This is a genomic window from Vibrio sp. Y10_XG_PY6 (genome assembly GCF_024181795.1).
Classification (GTDB): Bacteria; Pseudomonadota; Gammaproteobacteria; order Enterobacterales; family Vibrionaceae; genus Vibrio; species Vibrio diabolicus.
Genome location: NZ_JAMZAQ010000001.1, coordinates 609,411 through 632,738, shown reverse-complemented (window position 1 = coordinate 632,738; position 23,328 = coordinate 609,411). Strand labels below are relative to the sequence as shown.

Here is a 23,328-nt window from a genome sequence, read left to right as displayed (position 1 = left end):
CCAAATCTTTAGCGCTTTTATCCACCGATTGGTTTGTATATGCAGCGTTCATGCCACTGGAATCAATATCAAGTATCTCTCAAATAAAAAGCGATGCCCAAATACCCCCCTGCAGCCTACACATCAGGAAAAGTCTGTTACCAATCGTCTCACTTTATTGTTACTTAATGGTTTTAGTCACTATCGTTAACCGATAAACTAACGCAAATTTCTTACTTAGAGCATTATTATGTTAAAAACCATATCGAAAGGCTTTGCTGTGATTGCCGCCATGATGGCTTTGTCGGCATGCGATAGCGGCAACACTCAGCCTCAGCAAGGCAAACAATACGAAGTTTTGCCTGTATCTCTTCAAGAATATGATTTGGCGCCATTGACAGAAGCTTTTGCCCTAACTTGCGGCCACTGCCGTTCAATGGAAGAGTTTGTCCCTCAAATCGAATCGCTAACTGAGCAAAGCGTTGAAAAAATGCATGTAACTTTCAATGAAAGTGCACAAGTAAGCGCCATCATCTTCTACACTGCAGTCATGCAGCTAGAGTCGACACCTGACAAAGCATTTATGGCAGATCTTTTTGCTGCCGTACAAGTGGGTTCTGATACGACTGCTGAGGAACGTCAAATCGCCGTAGAGAAAGCCTTTGAGTCTCGCAACCTTATCAGCCCTTACCATTTAGATGAAGCACAGCAAAAAACGCTGTTTGAGTACATCACTAAGGCAGAAGCGATCACAACTCGCGGCCAAATTAACTCCGTTCCAGCCTTTATCGTTAATGGAAAATACCAAGTCATTACTGGTGGTCATGACAGCGTCGAAGCCATGGCAGAAACCATTAACTATTTGCTAAAACAACCTAAATAGACAAGGAGCTTACGTGTCTAAATTTTTGTTCCCTCTCATTATTTTCATTCTGGCGGGCTTTTTCATTTACCGTACTTGGACAAACCATAAAGTAGCGGATGAAAACTTTGCGAAAGGCCAAGCATTCTTGCTCGAGAATGCAAAGAAAGAAGGCGTCATTACAACAGAAAGTGGTCTTCAATATATTGTTCTTGAAAAAGGCGAAGGTGAGGTTCACCCAACCGCGACAAGCAAAGTCAAAGTGCACTACCACGGCACGTTGATTGATGGCACTGTGTTTGATAGCTCCGTTAATCGCGGTGAGCCAATTTCGTTTGGTCTTAACCAAGTCATTAAAGGCTGGCAAGAAGGCCTACAATACATGGTCGAAGGTGAAAAAATCCGCCTTTTCGTACCAAGCACGCTCGGTTATGGCAAAAGTGGCTCAGGCCCAATTCCACCAGCAAGTGTTTTGATCTTTGATGTTGAATTGTTAGAGATTCAATAACTCTAGAAACTTTGCATTAAAGCCAAAGTATCAAAACAAAAAACGCCGCGAACCACGCGGCGTTTTCTGTTTAAAGAGAGGCTACAAACCAATATAGTGATCCGAAAGCAATGCAATGAACAACGCAAAAAGGTGATAGATAGAAAATTTAAACGCCTCCATCGCGGTATTGGGCTCTGGCGCGTATTTTAGCTTCCATGCATGGTACATAAAGCCAGCGTTAAGTAGTAACGAGGCAAAAAGATAAACTACGCCGACCATTCCAACCAACACCGGCAGCACACAAACCAACGTCAACAATACTGTATACAACAGAATGGAAGTTTTGGTGTACTCGATACCATGTGTCACTGGCAACATTGGAATATCCACCTTGCGATAGTCCTCTACGCGATGAATTGCGAGTGCCCAAAAGTGTGGTGGCGTCCAGATAAAAATGATCATCACAAGCAGCCAAGCATTCGCATGCAACTGCCCTGTTACGGCAGTCCAACCGAGAAGAGGCGGCATCGCACCCGCAATACCTGCAATTACGATATTTTGGGGCGTAGCGCGTTTGAGGTACATGGTGTACACCATCGCATAGCCGAGTAAACTCATCAAAGTCAGCCATGCCGTCAGTGGGTTAACCAGCGCATATAAAAGAACAAACCCTATGACGCCTAAAGCCGTCGCAAAGGTTATCACCGATAACGGCTTAGCTTCACCCGATGGCAACGGACGTTTGTGTGTGCGAGCCATTCTCGCATCAATGCGGCGGTCAATCAGGTGATTAAACGCTGCCGCGGAGCCTGCCATCAAACCAATGCCTGTTAGGCCAACTGCCGCCTGCAACCAAGGAAACTCAGTAACAGGCGCTAAACTCATCCCGACAACGGCCGTCACCAGCATTAATGCGACTACTTTAGGCTTCGTTAACTTCAAATAAACGGAACTTAGTCGCTTTCGCTCATTTAACGACAGTGCGATTTCTTTACTCATAGCGAACTCCTTTCGCGGTGTAACTCCAAGCTTTTTTGCCCTGCCACAAATAAAACTGACTCACACAAACAAGACTCAACATAATGGCGGCACCCAAGTTATGTGCCACGGCGACATAAATAGGAAGTTGGAATACGACGTTGCTCACGCCCAACATAATTTGACTCGCTAAAGTGAGTAGTAACCATCCTCCAATGCGCTGTGAATGATGGGAATCTTGCCTCATGAGCATAATGCTATAAGCCAATACGACGGTAGCGGTGACCATCGCACCAAGGCGATGCGTAACATGTATGGTCATTCTTGCCGGATACTCCAATACACCAAACTCGTAATTCTCGAATCCGGTTTGCCAGAAAGAAAACGCCTCTTTCCATGAGAGATGATTCATCCAATCTCCCTCACAAATAGGCAGTGAGGTGCACATGAGCGCGGCATAGTTTGACGAAGTCCACCCTCCGAGCAGCACCTGCATAAAAACAACCAGAAAAACCAATAATGAGAAGCCTCGTAGCGAGCTGGAAGATGGAGAAAAATAGAGATTATTTTGCGCTTTTAACTGGCAGTAAAAAATCGCCTGCAGAACCAGTAAAGTAAATCCACCAAGCAGATGAAGCATTACGATGACTGGCATTAATTTGAGCGTCACGGTCCACATCCCCAAAAGTGCTTGCCCGACCACCAGTACACTGAGCAGCATCGGAATAGTAGGATTCACGCGCTCAGACCTTATTGATATCACTGTCATGGCAAAAATGACCAAACCCAACGTTCCTGCAAAATAGCGATGAATCATTTCAAGCCATGCTTTCTCATGCTCGACTGCCCGTTCAGGGAAATTAAGATTGGCACGTATTACGTCTTCTTCTTGATGAGGCACACCAAAGTGCCCATAGCAGCCGGGCCAATCAGGGCAACCTAACCCTGCATCAGAAAGGCGAGTATACGCGCCTAACATGATCACCACGAAAGTTAGGAGCAAACTGAATTTAACCAACTGAATTAACTTCATATACGCCCCTTTCTAACCAACTCGTGACAATTTTAAGAGCTTGCGTAAATCCGCCAACATACCTTTGTTGAACGAGACTAAATCTTCATTCGGTTTTGGCGAGTAAGACATCACCAATTGCCCCAGAGGATCAACGATTAACATTTGTCCGGGTTTCACTTTGGCGGTAACCGATTGATTCATTTGCATTGTCGTCATCGATATATCTACGATACCGGACAACTCTGTCTGCCAAAGCACCGGCACCACACGCTCTTGATATTTTCCTAAAGCGACATGGCTTTGCTGAAGCAGGTAAAGCTGCTGCCTGCATTGTTCTGTGCACTCATTAGGTAAAACATAAGCGAGTTGCCACCTGTGCTCCTTGAGTGGGGACTCTTGACCAAGTAGCTCTAACGTTGTGTATGGTTCAACTAACACACCTCTATTGGTCACACCGCTTTGATACCACCCTTGGGTGAGAATGACCTTAGCGATGACGGCAGGAAGCGCAAACGTACACACCAACGCAATCAACATTAGCCGCCCTTTGGTTACTTTAGATGTCATGCTTCACCTCCATGTGACGCAACTTTCTTTGCCAACGAACAAAAACAATTAAGGTCAATAATAAGAAAACGCCCGCCATCGAAAACCACTGAATCGAATAACCGAAATGCTTGGCGCTGTTGAGCGGCAATGGGTTCCAAGGAAAGTCGTAAGGCCAATTTTTTAGATTGTCTGGCTGCAAGACTGCGGGCATAAGTTCAATATTAAGTAGCTGATTCAGTTGCACGATATTCAGGTTCTGCACACGAATGACATCGCCAACTTCTGGCATTAATTCAGAGCTCAACGGGTTAGCAGATTTTCGGTACAGACGTCCCGAGATAAAGGTCGACACTTCGAGTGTTGTGACGGTTGGTAATACTGAACGATCTGCTATTCCCTCCACAAAACCAAGCTCTAATAATGCATAGGTTCCTGATTCATCACTCATAGAGACAATCTGAAATGCTAAATAGCCCACATTGCCCTGATGCGTTTGGTTATCCAGTAAAATCACGGGAAACGCCTGAGGAACAACATTAGCTTCCACTTTTTTCCCGAGGATGCTGCCTTCTCTCCAATCGTTTTCTTCAAGAACTTCGCCTAATGTTTGGTACGCACTATCCGCTCGCGCAAGAATAGCTTGTTCCAAAGCCTGTTTCTCTTGCCCTCTTTCAAGCTGCCAAAAACCCAGTTTGACCAAAAGAGAAAACACAACCACAGTTAAACCAACTGCAACCCAAAACCGTTTCGATAGCCATAATTGTCTTGATAACAACAACGATGAAACCGGAGGTTCTATGTCCACCGTATTTCTATTCAAACTGACGCTTGTCCTTTTGCTGCTTTTCATTATCTTCAACCTCGCAAAAGCGCTTATCGAAATGGTTCGTGAAGACCCAGATAATCCCGAAAAAAGAGACAAACCTATGAGTCATTACTTAGGCCGTCGAGTCATGTTCTCCGCTTTAGTTGTTATCCTTCTACTTATTGCGCTCAGTTCAGGCTGGCTAGCTCCGAATTCCCGTCCTTACTAATCGCCCAATGCACCTACAGCACGTACACAAACACAAACAGACATAACCAAACCACATCCACAAAGTGCCAATACCAACTACCTGCTTGGAAGGCAAAATGGTTCTTAGACGAAAAATGATCTTTAGCGATTCGGAGCAATAATACGATTAAGAAAATCGTCCCAAGACAAACGTGCAAACCGTGAAAACCCGTCAACATAAAAAAGGTGTTTCCGTAGATACCAGATTGCAACGTGAGCCCCATTTCTTGATAAGCATGAGCGTACTCGACCGCTTGGTAATATAGGAAAAAGCCCGCAAGCACGATGGTGATTTCCAACCAAACAATCAGTGCCGTTCTTTTGTCCTTTTCAAGGCTTATGTGCGCCATATGTAGCGTAATCGACGACAATAGCAGCAAAATAGTATTAGTAAGGGGAATGCCCTGCCACGGCATAGCTTGTGTTGTTTCTCCACCCGGAGTCAGTGTGAGTGGCCACATCGCTTCGAAGGTTGGCCACAAAACCTCGTTGGTCATGAAGTTGTTATCTGCCCCACCTAACCAAGGCACAGAAATCATCCTGGCGTAGAATAACGCACCAAAAAAGGCACCAAAAAACATCACTTCAGAGAAGATGAACCAGCTCATCCCTTGGCGAAAAGAACGAGTAATTTGCGAGCTGTACTTTCCACTCAGTGACTCAGTAATCACATTACTAAACCAGCCCGCCAACATGTAAAGCAAGAACAGAAAACCTACCGCTAGCACAATACTGCCAATGGTTCCCACAGCCCCTTCACTTTGTGTCCCCTGAACGGTCATTCCTGCACCAACGGCAACTAAAAATAGAGCAAACGCACCGATGATCGGCCAGCTACTTTGAGCGGGAACATAATATGTTCCTGGCTTGTTACTCATAATTTCTCTCCTTACTGACCAGCCTTGGTCTGTATCTCTCTCCTTGAGTGGCTAAGAACCTGTAGGAGGGGGAAGTTTATAGAGTGTGTAAGACAGCGTTAACGTGTGTATCGACTCCGGTAAGTCCGGTTCGATATAAAAAATCAACGGCATTTGAGCTTGTTGTTTGCCATCCAAAGGCTGTTGGTTAAAACAAAAACACTCAATCTTATTGAAATAAGCGGCACCATTCCCGGGAGAAACAGAGGGAACGGCTTGCCCTACCAACTTCTGCCCGCTTTCATTAAATGCAAGGTATTCGGTTTGCACGACTTCACCGGGATGAACGTCCATCGAAATCACTTTGGGTTTAAACTCCCAAGGCATATCGGGGCTTACATGCGCCATAAACTCCACGCGAATGGTTCGACTCATATCTGGCTGCATACCAGTTGGTTGAATGGCGGCCACTTCACTTGTTTTTCCATTGATACCCAGTGCGTCGCACATTACGTCATACAATGGGACAAGTGCGTAGCCAAACCCGAACATCAAAAGGGTCGCTAAAAGCAACTTCACTGTGAGCTTTTTGTTTGATGGATTCGGTTTCATCTCACTCACCCTATTCGTTTCTAATCGACTTTAGGCGGCGTAGTAAACGTATGATGGGGCGCCGGGCTTGGCACCGTCCATTCTAAGCCCTCCGCACGTTCCCACGGTTTTGCAGCAGCCTTTTCACCGCCACGAATACACTTAATCACCACCCATAAAAAGATCAATTGTGACCCCCCAAACGCAAATCCACCAATGGAGACAATTTGATTGACATCAGCAAACTGAATAGCGTAATCCGGGATACGTCTTGGCATACCCGCTAAACCTAGAAAGTGCATCGGGAAAAACAAAACATTAACTGAAATAATCGAGCACCAGAAATGCCACAAACTCAGCTTGTGGTCGTACATATTGCCTGTCCACTTAGGTAGCCAATAGTACGCAGCCGCCATAATCGAGAATACAGCACCAGATACCAACACATAGTGGAAATGCGCAACCACGAAGTAAGTGTCATGATATTGGAAATCCGCCGGCACAATCGCCAGCATCAACCCTGAGAAACCGCCAATCGTAAAGAGTACAATAAAGGCAACGGCAAACAACATTGGCGTTTCAAATGTCAGAGCCCCACGCCACATGGTGGCGACCCAGTTAAAGACTTTCACCCCGGTTGGTACCGCAATCAGCATGGTGCAATACATAAAGAAAAGCTCTGCAAAAACTGGCATCCCCGTTGTAAACATGTGATGCGCCCACACAAGGAAAGACAACAACGCAATGCTGCACGTCGCGTAAACCATCGAATGATAACCAAACAGCTTCTTGCCACTGAAAGCAGGAAGGATGGCAGAAATGATGCCAAACGACGGTAAAATCATGATGTACACTTCTGGGTGACCAAAGAACCAAAAGATGTGTTGAAACATCACCGGATCGCCGCCACCAGCTGCATCAAAGAAGCTAGTCCCGAAATATTTGTCAGTAAGAACCATCGTCACCGCACCCGCTAATACCGGCATAACCGCGATCAATAAGAAAGCGGTGATTAACCAAGTCCAAACAAACATTGGTAACTTGAACCAAGTCATTCCCGGAGCTCGCATATTTACTATCGTCACGATAACGTTTATCGCGCCCATGATGGAGCTGATACCCATGATGTGAACAGAGAATACAAACAGCGCGGTGCTATCTGGGCCATAAGTCGTGGACAACGGAGCATAGAACGTCCAGCCAAAATCGGGGCCGCCGCCAGGTAAAAACAACGAGCTCAATAAAATAAGAAATGCAAAAGGTAGAATCCAAAAGCTCAAGTTGTTCATGCGAGGTAGCGCCATATCTGGAGCACCGATCATCATTGGAATCATCCAGTTAGCAAGGCCCGTAAATGCTGGCATCACAGCACCAAACACCATCACCAAACCGTGTACCGTAGTCATTTGATTAAAAAACTGTGGATCAACCAGCTGAAGTCCAGGCTGGAATAATTCGGCACGAATGACCATCGCCATCGCACCACCAGTCAGAAACATCGCAAAACTAAACCAAAGGTACAGGGTGCCAATATCTTTATGGTTTGTGGAATACAGCCAACGAGCAATACCTTGAGGAGCATGATGATCATGGCCATCATCAATCGCAATGGTACTGTTTGCACTGGCTTCCGCTGGAGCAGACTTCACTGCCTTTTCTATTGGCTTACTCATATTTCCTCCTTAGCACTGCCTTGTGCCTTAAAGGCATTCACATCGGATGCTTGCACCCTATCACCAGTGTCGTTGCCCCATGCGTTTCGCTGGTATGTGATGACCGCAGCAATTTCTTTGTCACTTAACTGGTTCGAAAAAGACTGCATTGCAGTGCCCGGACGGCCATTCACAATCACATCAATGTGCTCTGAAATTGGGCCTGTTGCGATAGGGCTGCCCTTAATCGCGGGAAATGCACCCGGAATCCCCTCACCATTAGCCTGATGGCACACAGCACAACGCGCCGTGTATATCGATTCGCCCTGCGACATCAACTCATCCATGGATAAGTCTTGAGAGAGCGCCTCTTGTGCCGCCGCTTTTTGAAGTGCGATTTCTTCCTTCTTACTCGCTAACCATTCATCAAACTTTTCTTCTTCCATCGCATGCACCACCACCGGCATGAACCCGTGTGCACGACCACATAGCTCCGCACATTGACCGCGATATACGCCTGGCTCATCAATTCTTGTCCATGCTTCATTAATAAAACCAGGGATGGTGTCTTTCTTGACAGCAAAATCCGGCACCCACCATGAGTGAATGACATCATCAGAAGTCATCAAAAAACGTACTTTACGATTCACAGGCAACACCAAGGGGTTGTCTACTTCCAATAGATAATGCGCGCCTTTTGTCTCGATACCATCAATTTGCTTTTGGCTGGTGGCAAGCAAACTGAAGAACTCAACATCTTCACCAAAATAGCTGTAATGCCATTTCCATTGCGAGCCTGTGATCTTGACCGTGATATCTGATTGGCTTGTGTCTTCCATTGCGACTAAAGTTTTCGTTGCGGGAATCGCCATGGCGACAAGAATGATGATAGGTATGACTGTCCAAATAATTTCCACTTTTGTACTTTCGTGGAAATGTGCGGCAACTGCTCCTTTTGACTTGCGATGACGAAAGATGGAATAGAACATGACACCAAACACAATCAAAGCAATTACGCAGCAGATATAGAAAATCAGCATATGTAATTCATACACTTGTCCACTTATCGCTGTGACCCCTTTGGTCATGTTGTAGTCACTTTCCTTTGACCAACTGAAAGAGGAGAATGTGATTAAAATCACATTCAGTGATAAGGCTAGAGTAGTCGTTAATCTTTTCAAAAGATCTCTCCTCTGCTCAGCCGCTACGCTTGCGCGAGCTTCCTTGCGTCCCGATGCAAATATCGAACAACTTTACGAAAAATCACAAAAACTACGATTTCGACACGGTTTGTTATATTTATGTTAAAAGGCTAGTTATAGTTCCAAGGTTCTTCAAGAAATTAAATATGATTAAATTTTGTTCGGATAAGAAAAATTAATTCGGTTTATCGATTGCCCTCTTTGAAATGTAATTGAGAACCATTTACATTAATTTAAAAGAAAACATTGAGATACTTACAAAACGAAGTGTCCAAGAAAGTAGGCGCCCCCTACTAAGGAATGATTGATATGACAGCACTAATTACTCAATGGCTAGAACGAGACCCTGATCCTAAGACTCGCGAAGAGCTACAACACCTCGTCGATACAAATAATGAACAAGAGCTTACTGATCGCTTTGGATCGCGCCTTGCCTTTGGTACAGCAGGGTTACGCGGCAAAGTGGGCGCAGGTCCAAACCGAATGAACCGTTTGGTGATCCAAGAGACAGCCACTGGCCTAGGAAACTATTTGCTAGAGCAAGTCAAAGATGCCGCAAGTCGTGGTGTCGTTATTGGCTACGACGGTCGTCCTGATTCGAAACAATTCGCGCATGATACCGCTTCCGTACTGACTGCCCTTGGCATCAAGGTTTACCTAACGTATGACGTTGCAGCAACCCCAATTGTTGCATTTGGTGTCCGTACATTGAATGCTGCAGCCGCTGTTGTTGTTACCGCTAGCCACAATCCACCAGAGTACAATGGCTTTAAAGTATATTGGGAGAATGGCGCACAAATCATTCCTCCACACGACTCTGGAATCGCAGCGAAAATTGATGACGCAACAACGAAGCCATTACCTTTAATGTCTCTCGATGATGCAAAACAGCACGGTTTGTTAGTTTGGTTGGAAGACGACTACTACCAAACTTACCGTAAAACGATGAACGAAAACGCACTGCTTACTCCTGACAACAACACCGATATTTCTATCGCTTACACTGCGATGCATGGCGTTGGGGCGAATATGGCGGAAACGCTCCTCGCAGACGCTGGCTTCAAAAAAGTGGCAAGTGTTAAGGAACAGCGCGAACCTGATGGCAGCTTCCCAACCGTCAACTTCCCAAACCCTGAAGAAGCCGGTGCAATGGATATGGTGATGGCGTTAGGTAAGTCCGTAGATGCTGATATCGCTTGTGCTAACGATCCAGATGCCGACCGTTTTGCAGTGGCGGTCAAACGCCCAGATGGCGAATACCAAATGTTAACCGGCGACCAAGTGGGGTCACTGTTTGGCGATTACTTGCTAGAACAGCAACCTAACGCTCTGGTTGGCAACACCATCGTATCATCAAGAATGCTGAGTAGCATTGCCAAAGCGCATGGCGCCCAATACTACCAAACGTTAACAGGCTTCAAATGGCTCACGAACGTTGCAATGGAGCAAGAGACAGAAGCCAATCCATTCTTGTTTGCTTATGAAGAAGCGCTCGGTTATACCGTGGGTAACAAGGTGTGGGATAAGGATGGTTTATCTGCAATCGTCGCATTTGCTCAGCTAACAGGTAAACTTAAAGCTCAAGACAAAACACTATGGGATAAACTGGAAGAACTGTACCGCGAGCACGGTTTCTACTTTAACGCGCAGCGCAGCATCGCTCTCGACCCGAACTCTCCACCAATCGGCGACAAACTCCGAGCAAATCCACCAACAGAGATTGCTGGTAAAAAAGTTGCAGTAACCGAAGATCTAAAAACATCGGTTCGCATGTTTGACGACGGCTCTGAAGAATCCATTGACTTACCAGCAAGTGACGTATTGATTTATCACCTAGAAGATCAATCTCGCGTGATTGTTCGTCCATCTGGTACTGAGCCAAAACTAAAATGTTACTACGAAGTCATCAACCTCTTCCCTGCGGATATGAGCTACGCACAAGCACAGCAAGCGGCAGAGGCGAAGATGAACGAACTTATTGACGCGCATCAGACAAGTTTGTAAGTCAAAGAGAAGTAGAGACACCTGATACAATAAGAGGCGCAAATTCGCGCCTCTTTTTTGATTTTTTACTAGAGCAATACAAGTTAAATGCGATTTATCTCTAGCCTACAATTTCTTTTTGCAGAAAGTACTTGTGGATGCCCTCTGCAGGATAGCCTGAGTACTGCCCTACTTTTTCAAAACCTAATTTAAGATAAAAATCAAGAGCTTGGAAACTGTAAGTGTCCAAATAAACATGGGTAACCCCGTGAGGCTTTACTTTTTGTTCTAACATCGCCATTAACTGGCTACCGAGACCGGAGGTTCGACTTTCAGCATTTACCCACAAAAACTCAACAAACACCGTGTTTTTAAACATTTCGCCAGTCAGACCACCCATGATCTTGCCATTCTCATCTTTAGCAAAACATCCCACAGCATGCACCTCCCCTTCAGGCAAGTGCATTCGGTTATAAGATCGAATACCTTCACGAACAGAATCAAGGTCTGTTTGATCTGGATTTAAACAAAATTCAAGCTTCATACATCCTCTCCTTAGGAAACACCAATATCCTAAAACAAAAAGCCAGCAATTGCTGGCTTTCTGATGGAATATGATAACTTTATAAGGCGAAACTGCTCAGCATCCACAACGCGAGAATAACGAACACTAAACCCATTAGTTTATGTTGATACGTGCGGAATTTTTCGTTCTCGAGCAGCCCCTTACCCAATGTGCCTGCCAGCCCAACAAGTAATAAATTGAATGACAAGCCAAGGACGTTTAACAATAACCCTAGTGCTAGCATCTGCTCACCAGAAGACGCTGTAATATTGCTTGAGACAAACTGCGGCAAAAACATCACAAAAAATACCAACGCTTTAGGGTTAAGCAAATTACTCATCAAAGCACGTTGATAATAAGTTGACGCCATTTTGTTTTGATCATCAAGTTCTGGAGCCGAAGATGCCTCAGCTCGTAAGCAGTCCCAACCCATTTTTAACAAGTAAGCGCCACCTAAGAGATGAAGGACTTTAAGGGCGATTGGGCTCATTGCAATCAGGGTAGATACTCCCATTGCAGCAAGCAAAGTAAGAATAACACCAGACGTCGCATTGCCTAAGCTAGCAAACAGACCGACCTTCTTACCGTAACTCATACTAGAGCTCGCGATAAGCAACATATCGGGCCCTGGTAACAGCAACAAAGCCACTACTGCGGTGAGATAAACAGGAAGTACAGATAAATCAATCATGATGGAACCGCTTTTTCTACAACAAAGCGGCGAATGTTATACCAACAAAATGACAACAGCCAGCCCAAAATCACCAAGATAATTCAGAAAATAAAAATCATAGTTTGCTAGGACGAAAAATAACAATCAATTCGCCTATTTATAAAAATCGAATAGCAATTTTGTACAAAAATAAGCACGATGGATCCGTTACACTTCTAAGATGATTTTCTTGAGCAGACCGGATAAAGATGAAAGAAAAGAATAAGGAAATCGCTACCTTCAAGATAGCTCAAGAGCTCGGCGGTTTAGCACTTCTCGATGCAAAGTATGAGAAGCAGAATTTTTCACGCCATAGCCACGAAGGTTACACTATTGGCGTCATCGAGAAGGGAGCACAGCAGTTCTTTCGAACAGGCGGAAATCATATCGCGCCACAGGACAGCATCATCCTTGTAAATGCAGATGAAGTACACAACGGGCATTCGGCCTCAGAAGGCGGTTGGGAATACAAAGCAATGTACCCCGTACCACAGCAGTTTCAGACCTTGGGGCAAGAGCTTGGTTCACCAAATGTAGCTCTGCCCTATTTTCCTCAACCTGTGGTTTACGATCCTGAGCTGGCTAGTCAGTTGCGATTGGTGTTTGAAACGCTAGAAAAATCAGACAACCGACTACTACGAGAAACTTTGATTTACGGCACGTTGATCAAACTAGCCAGCAAACACAGCACCCACCGGGCACCGCTCAAAGAATCAACCAGAGCTCAGCGACAAATACAGTTGGTCAAAGAGTTTTTGGAAGACTTCCCGCAAACGGACGTCTCGCTAGAAGAGCTCGCAAAACTGGCTGGGTTAAGCCCTTTTCATTTGCTAAGAGAGTTTCAAAAACAGTTTGGCTTCCCTCCCCATGCTTATCAAATTCAGCAACGTTTACGTATGGCGAAGAAGCTACTAAAAATGGGACAAAAAATTTCAGATGTGGCACAAGAATGTGGCTTCCATGATCAAAGCCATCTGCATCGACACTTTAAAAAAGCCATGGGCGTCACTCCCGGCCAATACGTCCGTCACAGCTAAAGCAGCAATATTGTACAAGGCGTTATGCGACTACCGAGCTATCTTGGTAGCCTGATTTAGGAATAACTAAGAAGAAACTATGGACCACACTTTGTCGTTACAAGAAGAATCAAAAGCTGCGTTATTTTGGCAAGGCACACTTGCGATGATGCCACTAAGTATCGCGGTGTTACCTTGGGGTTTGCTCGCAGGCTCATTCGCGATTGATACTGGGCTTCACCCTTTGGAAGGACAAGCACTATCCGCCATTCTGTTCGCAGGTTCCGCGCAGCTCGTCGCGATGGGGATGATTAAATCGGGGGCAGGTCTAGTAACCATGTTACTAACAACGTTTTTTATCACCTCTCGACACTTCCTCTACAGTGTATCGATGCGCAGTAAAATTGCACCACTTCCTCTTACATGGCGGTTATCACTCGGATTCTTACTCACTGATGAGCTGTTTGCGATTGTAGGTCATCATTCCGATAAACAATTTAATCGCTGGTATGCGCTTGGGGCTGGTTTGAGTTTTTACCTGTTTTGGAATATCGCGACATTGACGGGCATTATTGCGGGAAGCCTGATCCCTGAACTGAACGAAATGGGATTGGAATTTGCTGTGGCCGCGACTTTTATCGCAATTGTAGTTCCGACTATTAAAAATATGGCGGTGCTCGCGAGTGTTGTCGTGGCATTATTGAGCTCGGTCGCCCTAACCTATTACCAAGTGGAAGGAAGTTTGATGATTTCGAGCATTTTAGCCATGCTTACAGGCTACTTTGTGGAACAAGTACAGGAGAAACACTAATGATCATGTTGTCTATTTTACTGATGACGGGACTTGTTTTCACCAGCCGCTACTTGTTTTTAGAACCCAAGCTACCACTGCGATTAGGGACACGTACACAAAAAGTGCTCAACTACGCCAGCCCTGCGGTACTCACTGCGATCTGGGCGCCTATCGTTTTTATTCCCGATGGAGCACTCAGCGTGAATGTGCACAACCCATTTTTATTGGCTGCCTTGCTGGCTGCATTAATCGCGTACTTTACTAAAAATGTTCTTTTAACGATGGTGATCAGCATGGTGGTATTTCTCGTTCTGCGAATTTGGCTTTAATTCGCCACCCACTCAATCTCCAACAAGGTGACATCACCACACTTTAATCGTCCAAGGAAGATGTCACCTTGATGCACCTCACCAACTCCTTTTGGAGTGCCGGTCATTACCACATCGCCATCTTGAAGTGTTGTGTAACTCGTTAATTCATCCAAAATGGTTAGCGGCGGATAGAGCATCTGGTTAACGTGACCTTTTTGTACACGAACGCAGTTAATCAAGAGCTCTAGGTTAAGATCATTAATATCAATGTTATCCAAAGAGACAAATCGACTAAACACTGCGGAGCCATCAAACGCTTTAGCACGCTCCCAGGGCAACCCTTGTTGTTTAAGTGAAGACTGCAAACCGCGCTTGGTCAGATCCAATCCCAAACCGACCGCTGAATAGCGTCCATCTTTGATCAGAAAACAGATTTCAGCCTCGTAATGAAGAGGCTCTTGATGAAATGAACGCAGAGTCGTCGATACGGAAGTCGCGGGTTTATTAAATACCACCATTTGCTCAGGGATCGCATTATCAAGCTCATGAATATGTTCAACGTAATTTCGCCCAACACAAAGCACTTTACCCACTTCTACTTTCTTTTCTTCAACTTGAATAACGCTCATCGCTCTTCCCTGCAAAACAAAAACCTCATCATAATCTAACCTATTGACTTAACGACACTAAATCCCATCCTCTAGTGTGAAAAATAAGACATTCACCCCGTTTTGAGTTTTGTATCATCTAATTGAAACATCACGGTATTTACAAAACAAATAGACAAAAAAGCCAGCACGAGGCTGGCTTTAAATCAATAAGGGTGAATGATTGTTCTCGCTAAATCCTATTATAGGTAGTAACGAGCACCTATCGCCCATTTGTCATCAGTTTCACGATCATGGTCATCATTTAGGTCAAACTGGTAACCCGCGTAACCAACAAATTTAGGCGTGAAGTTGTACTCTGCCTGCAGTGCCATTTCCTCACGAGCGGTTTCTGTTTTAGAGTTTTTGAACTCTTTACCTTCAACCATCTCGTAGTTAACGCTCAAGTTTAAGCTGTTCGCTAGAGCGTATGCGATGATCGCTTCGTACGCATCACTTTCCGCCAAACGGTCGCCATTTACACTGAAGTTCATATTTTCATTTGAACCATATACCGCGGCAAGGAACAGACCTTGGCCGTAAGCGCCGTAAGATGCAGACACAACATGTGATTCCGCGGTGTGTTTACCTGTGTAAGCAGGGTGTTGGAAGTCACCACCGTTGTATGAGTAGCCAATTTTCGCGCCCATGATTGCGTAAGAAAGCGCAACTTGCATGCGGTCATCGTATTTAAGACCACCAATGATAGTATCTGAATCGTTACGCGTGTATTCATCATTTGCGCCTTGCCATCCAATACCAACGTTAATCACACCTGCTTCGCCTAAATCAAAGCCATTGCGATAAGACAGCATTTTATCCGCACGACCTGTGCCTAGGTTTCCGTGATCGTCGTAAATGAAGTCATTCGCAAACGCAATTGGCATATCCGCGATGCCTGCTACATCATAGTAAGGTGACCATTGCGTACCACCTACTGCACGACCGTAAACCTCATGTGTTAAACCTAAGTAACCTAGACGAGTTTTAAACGACTCTTCACCGCCATCTAAGTAGTTTAGAGCCCATTCACCACGTGCGTCTGCGGTGAAGCCATTGCCTAAATCTTGTGTCGCAGAGATATTGATACGAGGAGAGTTAGTACCAACATCCGTGTCACCTTGCTCTGAACCATTTAAGTTAACAGAAACGTGGCCGCCCATCGAAAATGTTGTGCCATCGTTATTATAAAGTTCCACTGCCACTGCTTGAGTGCCGAAAGTTGCTGCTGCGATTGCCGCTGCTAATAATTTTTTATTCATTTCTAAATCCATTACTTATTAGTTGGTTAGTCAGTTTTAGACCCAGCTCTGATTCACTTTCGTAAAACGAAATGATGAACACAGAACAGAAAGGAATACAAAGGCCCTCTGGGGCATCTTTTCCGCCAGAATGGATTTACCTTTGTGTAACAACTGCCGAAACTTTATTTGATTAGTTCCTGATAACCGAGTGAAAAATTCTCAGCAAAAAACTAAAAAGCAAACGTTTACTTATCCGAAAAAAAATCCAGGCGTAAAAACCTTACAAAAAGAAATGCTTTAACGAGATAGTGCTCACAAATACTTGATGAACCCCAACTTTTGAAAATAACTTTCCCGTCAAAATGAAATGTTTACTTACATTTTGGAACAAAAATAGGTTCAGGAACTTTTTGAAAAAAGCACGGTCTCCAATAGAAGGCAGAAAAACCTCAAAAAAGATAAAACCTTTCTTTTTATAAGAGATATAAGAAGGGGCACTTATTCTCGCCAGCAATAAAAGTGCAATCAAATCATAACTTAACAGAAATCTATCTTTCATTTTCAGCGTTTACCTTAGCGTCATCAACACATCGGGCAAGAAAGCCCATCGATTACAACTAGGGTAATAAGAAAATGAAAAAGGCAGCACTAACTACTGCAATTCTTACAGCATTGGTATCAGCACCATCATTCGCAGCAACAGTATACAAAAACGACGGTACTGAATTAAAAGTTGGCGGCCGCGTTGAGTTCCGTGGTGACTTCATCGGTTCAGGTGGTGCTGAAGTTGAAGGCTCTATGGAAGATAAAAGCCGCGCTCGTCTTAATCTAAAAGGTAAAACGGACATCGGCAATGGCCTTTCTGCAGTCGGTGTTTACGAAGCCGAGCAAAAAACGGGCAAGAGTGAATTCAAAAACCGCTACATGTATGCAGGTGTCGACTCTGATATCGGTGCTTTCTCTGTAGGTCGTCAAGACATGGCTGCAGTCATCATCTCTGACATGACCGATATCACTGAGTTCTCTGGTGTTCAGCAAGTTATCGATTCCTCTTCTGATAAGCAAGACAGCGTTTTCGCATACCGTGGTGCGTTTGATGCGCTACAACTACAAGCAACCTACCAAGCAAACTCTAGTGATAACGAAGATAAATACGGCATCTCTGGAATGTACTCACTGCCAATGGGCCTAGACCTCGGTCTTGCATATTCTGGTGGCGACGTAGATAAAGACAACTCTGAAGATCAAATTCTAGGTGGTATCGCTTACTCGATGGATAACCTTTACCTAGCAGGTACTTACTCTCAAGGTTCATTGACTGACGCTGAAGACTTTACGGCTTACGAGCTAGTCGCAAGCTACAAAGTAGCGAGCAAAGTGACACTTGCTGCGCTATACACAGCTCAAGAGAATGATCCAGACAACGGTTCAAAGTACGACACCGTTGAAGGTATCGAGCTTGTTGGTTACTACAAACTAAACAGCAACTTCCGTACTTACCTGTCTTACTACATCAACCAACTTGATGAAGCAAAAGATGCAACAACAGGTCTAGTAACAGAAGGCGAAGATACACTGCGCCTAGGCGTACGTTACGATTTCTAATTCACTCTTGTCCTAAGAGCGAGTCCACTTGGCCAGCACCTTTGCTGGCCATTTTTTGTGTAACCCAACATAACTCAATAAGTTTTCACACTATCCAAACGTCGCTCTGCAATGAAAAACGAGCGTAGTGACTCCTGCCTCTGCCCTCTTTTAATGCGATTTGTCACTAAGTTAGTGCATTTCTCCTAATAGCCAACCGAACTAAAACAAAAAATCCTATTAAAATCAAATAAATAAAAATTGGCACGCGTTCTGCAATACCAATGATGCAAATGCATGGCAGCGTTTGTGCTTCTCGTTCTTTGTACCTGTTATAACAGGCACGTCCTTTGAATTGGTAATGTCGCCTCCCTCTGGGAGGCATTTTTTTATTGGCGCGAAAAACAATAGGACGTATGATCCCGCCACCTCTATCAAGCTGGAATTTTTCAATTGAATCATCATCCTGTTCAAGGTGCGTCCTGGATGCTAACAGCTGGCTTGGCATTCGCCATAGTGAACAGCTTCGCCCAAATTGCTAGCATCAACTTTGGTGTCTCTTCCACCACATTCGCGTTATTCCAATACGCTATTGCCTTATTTGTCATTCTGCCCTATCTGCGTACACTTGGAATTAGACGCTCACTAAGAACCCAACACTTTGGTTGGCATGCCTTCCGTATTTTTCTCTCTGTTATCGGGATTCAGCTTTGGCTTTGGGCACTCGCTTATCCAGTTCCGATTTGGCAAGGCATTGCGCTGCTGATGACCTCTCCGTTATTTGCAACGGTTGGCTCTGGCTTGTTACTCAAAGAGAAAGTAGGTACTGCACGCTGGTTAGCGACATTAACAGGGTTCGTTGGTGCTATGATCATTCTTGAGCCGTGGGCAGATTCATTTACATGGGCGACCCTGCTTCCTGTTGGCGCCGCATTTTTCTGGGCAGCGTATTCTCTGATGGTAAAGAAAATGTCGGTCAACGATCCGCCCTCAACCATGGTTGTCTATTTATTACTGCTGATAACGCCGTTTAATATCTTATTGGCAATACCGACATTTACTATGCCAAATACCTGGACGATATGGGGCGTACTTTTAGCCGCAGGCGCGCTTACTGCACTCGCTCAATGGGCTATCGTTAAAGCATATGCAGTAGCAGACGCCTCGTTTGTGCAACCATTTGATCACGCAAAACTGCCTTTGAATGTCGTTGCTGGCTGGTTGGTGTTTGGCTGGGTACCACCTGGTCGTTTATGGCTAGGCGCCGCGATTATTATTGCCTCCATTGCGTTTATTACGCACTGGGAAGCGAAAAAGACAAAGCTAGTTGAAAGAAAAGTCTAATTTCAAGGTTCTATATTTTCAGGAAAGGAAATGAGGAACACCATATGAGTCAACCAATCAAAATTACACTGTACCGCTGGGCTGGTAGTTGGGGTCCATTCAAAGTCAATATTCCTTGTGGTGAATGTACGTTAACTAAAGATATTTTGACGGATACTTTTAAAAACGAACTCGCTGATGTCCCCGTTGAACTGGAAGTAAAAGATTGGTTATCACATTGGTGGGAACCATTAAAAGCAGGGGCCTGGCATGCACCGATTCTTCTTGTCGAAGGAAAAGTGGTCAGCCAAGGAGAAGCGTTAAACCGGGGCGTGCTTGTGCAATCAGTTATCGCTGAATGGGTCCAACGCGATGAGCTAAAAGGCAACATTGTTTATGGTAAAGCCACCTGCCCTTACTGTGTCAAAGCTAAACAACTACTTGACGATGCTGGCGTTCAATACGAGTATCATGACGTGGTTAAAGACAGCGCCGCTTTGTATCGCATGATCCCCGAAGTAAAGGCCATCATTGGAGAGAAAACGCCGGTAACAGTGCCGCAGATCTGGTTGGATGGAAAGTATGTTGGAGGCGCTGACGATTTAGAAAAGTGGTTAGCAGCAAAGGGGCTAGATAAAGTGCCTAACAATGTCGTGGAGATACCAAGCCAATCCGCTTAGCGTTTGATTCAAATGCCATCCGTCTTTGAGTAGTGGTTTACCAATGTTGTTCAATATGTAGGCTGCCACTAAAAACAAGACAGATAAAAGCAAAAAGCCCTGATTCTTCAATCAGGGCTTTTTAAATTATTTCGCCAGTTTTTTCATAACACGAGCAAAAACAGAAGCTTTTTTCTTCTTCGCTTTACCGTAAAGCGCTTTGTGCATCGCGTCTTTTGCAATCATCTGGCCAATATAAGCACCACCAAGTTCGTTACCCATGACCTTCTCCTGAATGTATTGACTTAACTATGTTGTAATTTTACACCACAATTGAATAAAAACAAGACTGATGTCACATTTATTTTGTAATTAACTTTCAGGCTGGTTCTGATTACTTTTTCGAAACGGGCGCCTATCGCTTAGGTTGCTGGTATGTTTTACCCGCTGCGACGTACGTATCTTTTTGTTTGATTTCAAAGAATGTTTCAAAGAACCACGCAGCAAATTTGATCAAGTGATCGCCTTCATTCATGACGTGCTCCACGTATTCTTGCTCTTCTCCGGACTCGTCTTCTTGAGTGGTAATATGGTAAATACGTTTCTCGCCATCAACTTCTGCAAGACCAAACTGACCCGTTAGGGATTGTGCCGCTTGTGCAACTTCTTCTTCCTCACACGCCTTCAAGACTTCGAGTGCCTTTGGCATGCTTTCTTGCTGAGTAATTTCTTTTACCAGTGTTTCAAATTCGTTTTGTTGCATTCTTTCACCTAACGATTAGAGATCGGATAGTCATTTGGGCAGAAATGTATCCCCAAGCTTGAGAGGAGCATCAGGCATTGCCCTCTTCCTCTCAAACTGAGTCATTCAATATACACAATGATCCTGACTTAATTTAGCAGCGCATTTTAGAAAGCTGCCTCTTTCGTTGCAAGTATATTCAGGTGGAAGTTTCTGCTTGAATCGTCCCTTTGGGTACTTTACGAAATTGACTCAATGCAAGCACACAACAAGAAAGTAACGCAATAAACAAATAAAACACCCCGAGTTGGCTTTGATTCGTGACCCAAGAATCTACCAAGTATCCACCAAACAACCCGGCTAAACACATTTGAATTGATCCAGATAGCGCAGAAACCGCTCCGGCCTGTTGCTTATGTGGCGACAGCAACAAACTAATCGATACTGGAAACGACATGCCTTGGGCAAAACTTAAACACGTAAATGCCACTAGTAATGAAAATACACTGAAGGGTGTAACCAACAACATGAAGCCAGCAATAGCAACAATCGCGAAACTCATCAGCAAGATTTGCTGAGCTTTGTAACGAGCGTTGATCAAATTAAGCACCAAGCTACCCGTCAGCAAACCAACTGACGGTATAATCATCAAAGAACCGTAATCTGCCGCCGTTAATCCTAACTCTTGTTGCATTAAAAATGGATACAAGGAGAGCGTAACCAGAGCCGATAAATAACTAAGCCAGTTGTAGCTCGCACTACCAATCACTTGTGTATTCGTTAACAGACGCAAATAGTTCGCGCTGACTTGGCCTACTTTAAATTTTCGCTTCGGGTAAGGCAGCGTTTCTGGCAACACCAATAAACCAAGTGTAAAAATTGCCATTAAGTAAATCAGCACAAACACGAAGACAGCATGCCAACTCAGGTGAAAAGCAATCCAGCCACCAAACAGTGGAGCAATAATTGGCATCACAGAAGCAGTTACTGAAATATAAGATAGCGCTTTGGTTAATTGCATACCGTCATAACTGTCACGCAATACGGAGCGACCAAGCACCGAGGCACTGCCCGCTCCCAAACCTTGAAGTAACCGCCCCGCTTCAAGAGCAATAATGTTGTCCGAAAAGGCGATACACATAACCGTACCAACTAGGTACACACTTTGGCCCAGAATAAATACTGGTCGACGACCAATCGCATCAGACAATGGGCCATAAAAAAGCTGAGAGATACCGAAACCAACGAGAAATAGTGTGACGAGATTCTGAATCGAATGTTGCGGCAAATTCAAGTCATGACCAATCAATGGTAAAGAAGGAAGATAAATACTAACGCCAACTTGGCCTGTGGCAATGATCATCATCGCTAATAACAATGGTGTTTTACGCAAACGTTCCTCCTACTTTGTGACAGATTGATGGCAAACAGTGTATATTTGATACTCAAAGATGATAATCAGCTAAGTTGGAAAGGAATTAATTCCCAAGGAGACACAATGGACTGGATTCAAAGCGTGAAGAGTTATATTCGTGTGGTCGAAGAAGGTAGCTTTAATGCCGCAGCGCGGAAACTCAATACCACCAGCTCAGCTATCAGTAAACGAGTTCAATGGCTAGAAGATAAAATTGGCGTTCAGCTACTTAAACGCACGACCCGCTCTATTAGCCAAACCGAAGCTGGTGCGCTGTTTTATCAACGAGCAAAAAATCAGTTGGATTCATGGCAATCAGTATTAGATGAAACTCGCTCAGTCAATCAATCACCAGCGGGGTTATTGAAAATTGGCGCGACACTGGCGGTTGGTTCTAAGTTTTTGGTGCATTACCTAGATGATTTTCTTGAGAAATATCCAGACATCACGCTTCAATTAACGACAACGCTACCAGGCCAATTGCCAGAGCTAAGCTTAGACCTGTTTATTAGCCGGGAATTAGAGCAACTTAATTCACTAAGTTTCAAAGCCACCGCACTTTTCGAACATAAAGCCCAGTTTTACGCTGCACCTAGTTACCTAAAAAAATACGGGACACCACAATGCGTTGAGGATCTGACAGAGCATAATGTCCTGATTTGGGGTGAAAAGCCCTCACGAGAAATCAAAACCAATCGAGGCAAACGTATCAGCTTGTCCGGTAACTTTGCCACGACCAATCCAGAAGCACTATTTCATGGTGCCAAAAGAGGCATGGGTATTCTGATGACGAATAACGTCATGATCAAAGATGATCTCAAATCCGGAGCGTTAGTGCCTATCTTGCCCGATATCACGGCGGATAAAGCCACTGTATATGCCTACTATCCAAAGCTGGATTATCAACATACCCGGACTAAGCTGTTCCTCGATTATCTCAAATCGCGATTAGAAGAGGAGAAGCGTGCTTAGCTTGAATTTCTAGCGCTATATATCGATGAGGTTCAAGCATAAAAACATGAAAATAATGATTTGTTCGTTCACAAAATTTGAAAAATTCGCCTTAGTAACCGATAGTTTATTTGATGCATATCAAATAATAATTC

26 protein-coding genes are annotated in these 23,328 nt (G+C 44.5%); 11 read left to right on the top strand and 15 right to left on the bottom strand.

The annotated features are described in order from the left end of the window. Window positions 1-229 precede the first annotated feature (229 nt). Window positions 230-862, top strand: a complete 633-nt coding sequence (locus tag NL644_RS02830) for a thiol:disulfide interchange protein DsbA/DsbL (RefSeq protein WP_253657959.1) — start codon at window positions 230-232, stop codon at window positions 860-862. A 13-nt stretch (window positions 863-875) separates the two neighbouring features. After that, window positions 876-1,349 (top strand): FKBP-type peptidyl-prolyl cis-trans isomerase, encoded by a 474-nt coding sequence (locus tag NL644_RS02825; protein WP_005391162.1) that lies wholly within the window; start codon window positions 876-878, stop codon window positions 1,347-1,349. An 81-nt stretch (window positions 1,350-1,430) separates the two neighbouring features. On the opposite strand, the gene cyoE is transcribed toward NL644_RS02825, so the two are convergent. The 4 genes from cyoE to NL644_RS02805 are packed head-to-tail and all read right to left on the bottom strand — an operon-like array spanning window position 1,431 to window position 4,723. Then, window positions 1,431-2,330, bottom strand: coding sequence for a heme o synthase (cyoE, locus tag NL644_RS02820; protein ID WP_006742059.1), 900 nt, complete (start codon window positions 2,328-2,330; stop codon window positions 1,431-1,433). After that, complete coding sequence (locus NL644_RS02815; RefSeq protein ID WP_253657958.1) at window positions 2,323-3,342, bottom strand: heme A synthase; 1,020 nt, start codon at window positions 3,340-3,342, stop codon at window positions 2,323-2,325. Before NL644_RS02815 ends, cyoE begins: the two co-directional genes overlap by 8 nt. A 12-nt stretch (window positions 3,343-3,354) precedes the next feature. Then, window positions 3,355-3,891, bottom strand: coding sequence for a cytochrome oxidase biogenesis cluster protein (locus NL644_RS02810; protein WP_114322887.1), 537 nt, complete (start codon window positions 3,889-3,891; stop codon window positions 3,355-3,357). Beyond that, the gene (locus tag NL644_RS02805; protein WP_181869477.1) at window positions 3,881-4,723 is read right to left on the bottom strand and encodes an SURF1 family protein; all 843 of its coding nucleotides are present in this window, start codon (window positions 4,721-4,723) and stop codon (window positions 3,881-3,883) included. Before NL644_RS02805 ends, NL644_RS02810 begins: the two co-directional genes overlap by 11 nt. Here NL644_RS02805 and NL644_RS02800 point away from each other — a divergent pair. Beyond that, window positions 4,671-4,907: a DUF2909 family protein gene (locus NL644_RS02800; protein WP_253657957.1), complete on the top strand. Its 237-nt coding sequence runs from the start codon at window positions 4,671-4,673 to the stop codon at window positions 4,905-4,907. The genes NL644_RS02805 and NL644_RS02800 overlap by 53 nt on opposite strands. Window positions 4,908-4,920: 13 nt before the next feature. On the opposite strand, the gene NL644_RS02795 is transcribed toward NL644_RS02800, so the two are convergent. From NL644_RS02795 to coxB, 4 genes are read right to left on the bottom strand one after another with little or no spacing between them, the layout of a single operon-like run. Then, window positions 4,921-5,805 (bottom strand): cytochrome c oxidase subunit 3, encoded by an 885-nt coding sequence (locus NL644_RS02795; RefSeq protein WP_005391171.1) that lies wholly within the window; start codon window positions 5,803-5,805, stop codon window positions 4,921-4,923. Between the two features lie 51 nt (window positions 5,806-5,856). Further along, window positions 5,857-6,396 carry a cytochrome c oxidase assembly protein gene (locus tag NL644_RS02790; RefSeq protein WP_005391173.1) on the bottom strand — a complete coding sequence of 180 codons (540 nt, stop codon included), beginning with the start codon at window positions 6,394-6,396 and terminating at the stop codon, window positions 5,857-5,859. 20 nt (window positions 6,397-6,416) lie between these two features. Further along, window positions 6,417-8,048: a cytochrome c oxidase subunit I gene (gene ctaD, locus NL644_RS02785; protein WP_253657956.1), complete on the bottom strand. Its 1,632-nt coding sequence runs from the start codon at window positions 8,046-8,048 to the stop codon at window positions 6,417-6,419. Then, window positions 8,045-9,208: a cytochrome c oxidase subunit II gene (coxB, locus tag NL644_RS02780; RefSeq protein WP_006742066.1), complete on the bottom strand. Its 1,164-nt coding sequence runs from the start codon at window positions 9,206-9,208 to the stop codon at window positions 8,045-8,047. The genes ctaD and coxB overlap by 4 nt, the downstream gene beginning before the upstream one ends. Window positions 9,209-9,538: 330 nt before the next feature. On the opposite strand from coxB, the gene NL644_RS02775 reads away from it, so the two are divergent. After that, window positions 9,539-11,233, top strand: coding sequence for a phospho-sugar mutase (locus tag NL644_RS02775; RefSeq protein WP_253657955.1), 1,695 nt, complete (start codon window positions 9,539-9,541; stop codon window positions 11,231-11,233). Window positions 11,234-11,333: 100 nt separating this feature from the next. Here the strand turns inward: NL644_RS02775 and NL644_RS02770 are convergent, their stop codons facing one another. Next, complete coding sequence (locus NL644_RS02770; protein ID WP_253657954.1) at window positions 11,334-11,756, bottom strand: GNAT family N-acetyltransferase; 423 nt, start codon at window positions 11,754-11,756, stop codon at window positions 11,334-11,336. Between the two features lie 79 nt (window positions 11,757-11,835). Further along, window positions 11,836-12,468, bottom strand: a complete 633-nt coding sequence (locus tag NL644_RS02765) for a LysE family translocator (protein ID WP_253657953.1) — start codon at window positions 12,466-12,468, stop codon at window positions 11,836-11,838. A gap of 230 nt (window positions 12,469-12,698) precedes the next feature. Here NL644_RS02765 and NL644_RS02760 point away from each other — a divergent pair, with 230 nt between their 5' ends. The 3 genes from NL644_RS02760 to NL644_RS02750 all read left to right on the top strand — a co-directional run bounded on the left by NL644_RS02760 (window position 12,699) and on the right by NL644_RS02750 (window position 14,627). Beyond that, window positions 12,699-13,526 (top strand): AraC family transcriptional regulator, encoded by an 828-nt coding sequence (locus tag NL644_RS02760; protein ID WP_253657952.1) that lies wholly within the window; start codon window positions 12,699-12,701, stop codon window positions 13,524-13,526. A 79-nt stretch (window positions 13,527-13,605) separates the two neighbouring features. After that, window positions 13,606-14,316: an AzlC family ABC transporter permease gene (locus NL644_RS02755; RefSeq protein ID WP_253657951.1), complete on the top strand. Its 711-nt coding sequence runs from the start codon at window positions 13,606-13,608 to the stop codon at window positions 14,314-14,316. Beyond that, the gene (locus tag NL644_RS02750; RefSeq protein WP_253657950.1) at window positions 14,316-14,627 is read left to right on the top strand and encodes an AzlD domain-containing protein; all 312 of its coding nucleotides are present in this window, start codon (window positions 14,316-14,318) and stop codon (window positions 14,625-14,627) included. Before NL644_RS02755 ends, NL644_RS02750 begins: the two co-directional genes overlap by 1 nt. Here the strand turns inward: NL644_RS02750 and NL644_RS02745 are convergent. Beyond that, window positions 14,624-15,238, bottom strand: coding sequence for a fumarylacetoacetate hydrolase family protein (locus NL644_RS02745; protein WP_005391187.1), 615 nt, complete (start codon window positions 15,236-15,238; stop codon window positions 14,624-14,626). The two genes, NL644_RS02750 and NL644_RS02745, sit on opposite strands and share 4 nt — an antisense overlap. Before the next feature lie 221 nt (window positions 15,239-15,459). Then, on the bottom strand, window positions 15,460-16,518 hold the full coding sequence (locus NL644_RS02740; RefSeq protein WP_253657949.1) for a porin: 1,059 nt from the start codon (window positions 16,516-16,518) through the stop codon (window positions 15,460-15,462). 615 nt (window positions 16,519-17,133) lie between these two features. Between NL644_RS02740 and NL644_RS02735 the strand changes: the two genes are divergently transcribed. From NL644_RS02735 to NL644_RS02725, 3 genes are all read left to right on the top strand, one after another. Then, complete coding sequence (locus NL644_RS02735; protein ID WP_253657948.1) at window positions 17,134-18,105, top strand: porin; 972 nt, start codon at window positions 17,134-17,136, stop codon at window positions 18,103-18,105. 465 nt (window positions 18,106-18,570) lie between these two features. After that, complete coding sequence (locus tag NL644_RS02730) at window positions 18,571-19,428, top strand: DMT family transporter (RefSeq protein WP_005391192.1); 858 nt, start codon at window positions 18,571-18,573, stop codon at window positions 19,426-19,428. A gap of 44 nt (window positions 19,429-19,472) precedes the next feature. Further along, window positions 19,473-20,087 (top strand): glutaredoxin, encoded by a 615-nt coding sequence (locus NL644_RS02725; RefSeq protein ID WP_253657947.1) that lies wholly within the window; start codon window positions 19,473-19,475, stop codon window positions 20,085-20,087. 126 nt (window positions 20,088-20,213) lie between these two features. On the opposite strand, the gene NL644_RS23040 is transcribed toward NL644_RS02725, so the two are convergent. The 3 genes from NL644_RS23040 to NL644_RS02715 all read right to left on the bottom strand — a co-directional run bounded on the left by NL644_RS23040 (window position 20,214) and on the right by NL644_RS02715 (window position 22,201). After that, window positions 20,214-20,348, bottom strand: a complete 135-nt coding sequence (locus tag NL644_RS23040) for a hypothetical protein (protein ID WP_005391196.1) — start codon at window positions 20,346-20,348, stop codon at window positions 20,214-20,216. A gap of 133 nt (window positions 20,349-20,481) precedes the next feature. Continuing rightward, window positions 20,482-20,829 (bottom strand): hypothetical protein, encoded by a 348-nt coding sequence (locus NL644_RS02720; protein WP_005391198.1) that lies wholly within the window; start codon window positions 20,827-20,829, stop codon window positions 20,482-20,484. A 178-nt stretch (window positions 20,830-21,007) separates the two neighbouring features. Continuing rightward, a complete protein-coding gene (locus NL644_RS02715; protein ID WP_182035775.1) occupies window positions 21,008-22,201 on the bottom strand; it encodes a multidrug effflux MFS transporter in 1,194 nt (397 codons plus the stop codon). Window positions 22,202-22,306: 105 nt separating this feature from the next. Between NL644_RS02715 and NL644_RS02710 the strand changes: the two genes are divergently transcribed. Beyond that, on the top strand, window positions 22,307-23,194 hold the full coding sequence (locus NL644_RS02710) for a LysR family transcriptional regulator (RefSeq protein ID WP_005391202.1): 888 nt from the start codon (window positions 22,307-22,309) through the stop codon (window positions 23,192-23,194). The last annotated feature ends 134 nt before the right edge of the window (window positions 23,195-23,328 follow it).

Coding starts and splice junctions, on each gene's coding strand:
- NL644_RS02795 (WP_005391171.1), bottom strand. CDS start 5,805: ATGAGTAACAAGCCAGGAACATATTATGTTCCCGCTCAAAGTAGCTGG.
- NL644_RS02745 (WP_005391187.1), bottom strand. CDS start 15,238: ATGAGCGTTATTCAAGTTGAAGAAAAGAAAGTAGAAGTGGGTAAAGTG.
- NL644_RS02810 (WP_114322887.1), bottom strand. CDS start 3,891: ATGACATCTAAAGTAACCAAAGGGCGGCTAATGTTGATTGCGTTGGTG.
- NL644_RS02775 (WP_253657955.1), top strand. CDS start 9,539: ATGACAGCACTAATTACTCAATGGCTAGAACGAGACCCTGATCCTAAG.
- NL644_RS02815 (WP_253657958.1), bottom strand. CDS start 3,342: ATGAAGTTAATTCAGTTGGTTAAATTCAGTTTGCTCCTAACTTTCGTG.
- NL644_RS02750 (WP_253657950.1), top strand. CDS start 14,316: ATGATCATGTTGTCTATTTTACTGATGACGGGACTTGTTTTCACCAGC.
- NL644_RS02830 (WP_253657959.1), top strand. CDS start 230: ATGTTAAAAACCATATCGAAAGGCTTTGCTGTGATTGCCGCCATGATG.
- NL644_RS02725 (WP_253657947.1), top strand. CDS start 19,473: ATGAGTCAACCAATCAAAATTACACTGTACCGCTGGGCTGGTAGTTGG.
- NL644_RS02765 (WP_253657953.1), bottom strand. CDS start 12,468: ATGATTGATTTATCTGTACTTCCTGTTTATCTCACCGCAGTAGTGGCT.
- ctaD (WP_253657956.1), bottom strand. CDS start 8,048: ATGAGTAAGCCAATAGAAAAGGCAGTGAAGTCTGCTCCAGCGGAAGCC.
- NL644_RS02710 (WP_005391202.1), top strand. CDS start 22,307: ATGGACTGGATTCAAAGCGTGAAGAGTTATATTCGTGTGGTCGAAGAA.
- NL644_RS02720 (WP_005391198.1), bottom strand. CDS start 20,829: ATGCAACAAAACGAATTTGAAACACTGGTAAAAGAAATTACTCAGCAA.
- cyoE (WP_006742059.1), bottom strand. CDS start 2,330: ATGAGTAAAGAAATCGCACTGTCGTTAAATGAGCGAAAGCGACTAAGT.
- NL644_RS02755 (WP_253657951.1), top strand. CDS start 13,606: ATGGACCACACTTTGTCGTTACAAGAAGAATCAAAAGCTGCGTTATTT.
- NL644_RS02735 (WP_253657948.1), top strand. CDS start 17,134: ATGAAAAAGGCAGCACTAACTACTGCAATTCTTACAGCATTGGTATCA.
- NL644_RS02730 (WP_005391192.1), top strand. CDS start 18,571: ATGCTAACAGCTGGCTTGGCATTCGCCATAGTGAACAGCTTCGCCCAA.
- NL644_RS02800 (WP_253657957.1), top strand. CDS start 4,671: ATGTCCACCGTATTTCTATTCAAACTGACGCTTGTCCTTTTGCTGCTT.
- NL644_RS02790 (WP_005391173.1), bottom strand. CDS start 6,396: ATGAAACCGAATCCATCAAACAAAAAGCTCACAGTGAAGTTGCTTTTA.
- NL644_RS02740 (WP_253657949.1), bottom strand. CDS start 16,518: ATGAATAAAAAATTATTAGCAGCGGCAATCGCAGCAGCAACTTTCGGC.
- NL644_RS23040 (WP_005391196.1), bottom strand. CDS start 20,348: ATGGGTAACGAACTTGGTGGTGCTTATATTGGCCAGATGATTGCAAAA.
- NL644_RS02805 (WP_181869477.1), bottom strand. CDS start 4,723: ATGAAAAGCAGCAAAAGGACAAGCGTCAGTTTGAATAGAAATACGGTG.
- NL644_RS02770 (WP_253657954.1), bottom strand. CDS start 11,756: ATGAAGCTTGAATTTTGTTTAAATCCAGATCAAACAGACCTTGATTCT.
- NL644_RS02760 (WP_253657952.1), top strand. CDS start 12,699: ATGAAAGAAAAGAATAAGGAAATCGCTACCTTCAAGATAGCTCAAGAG.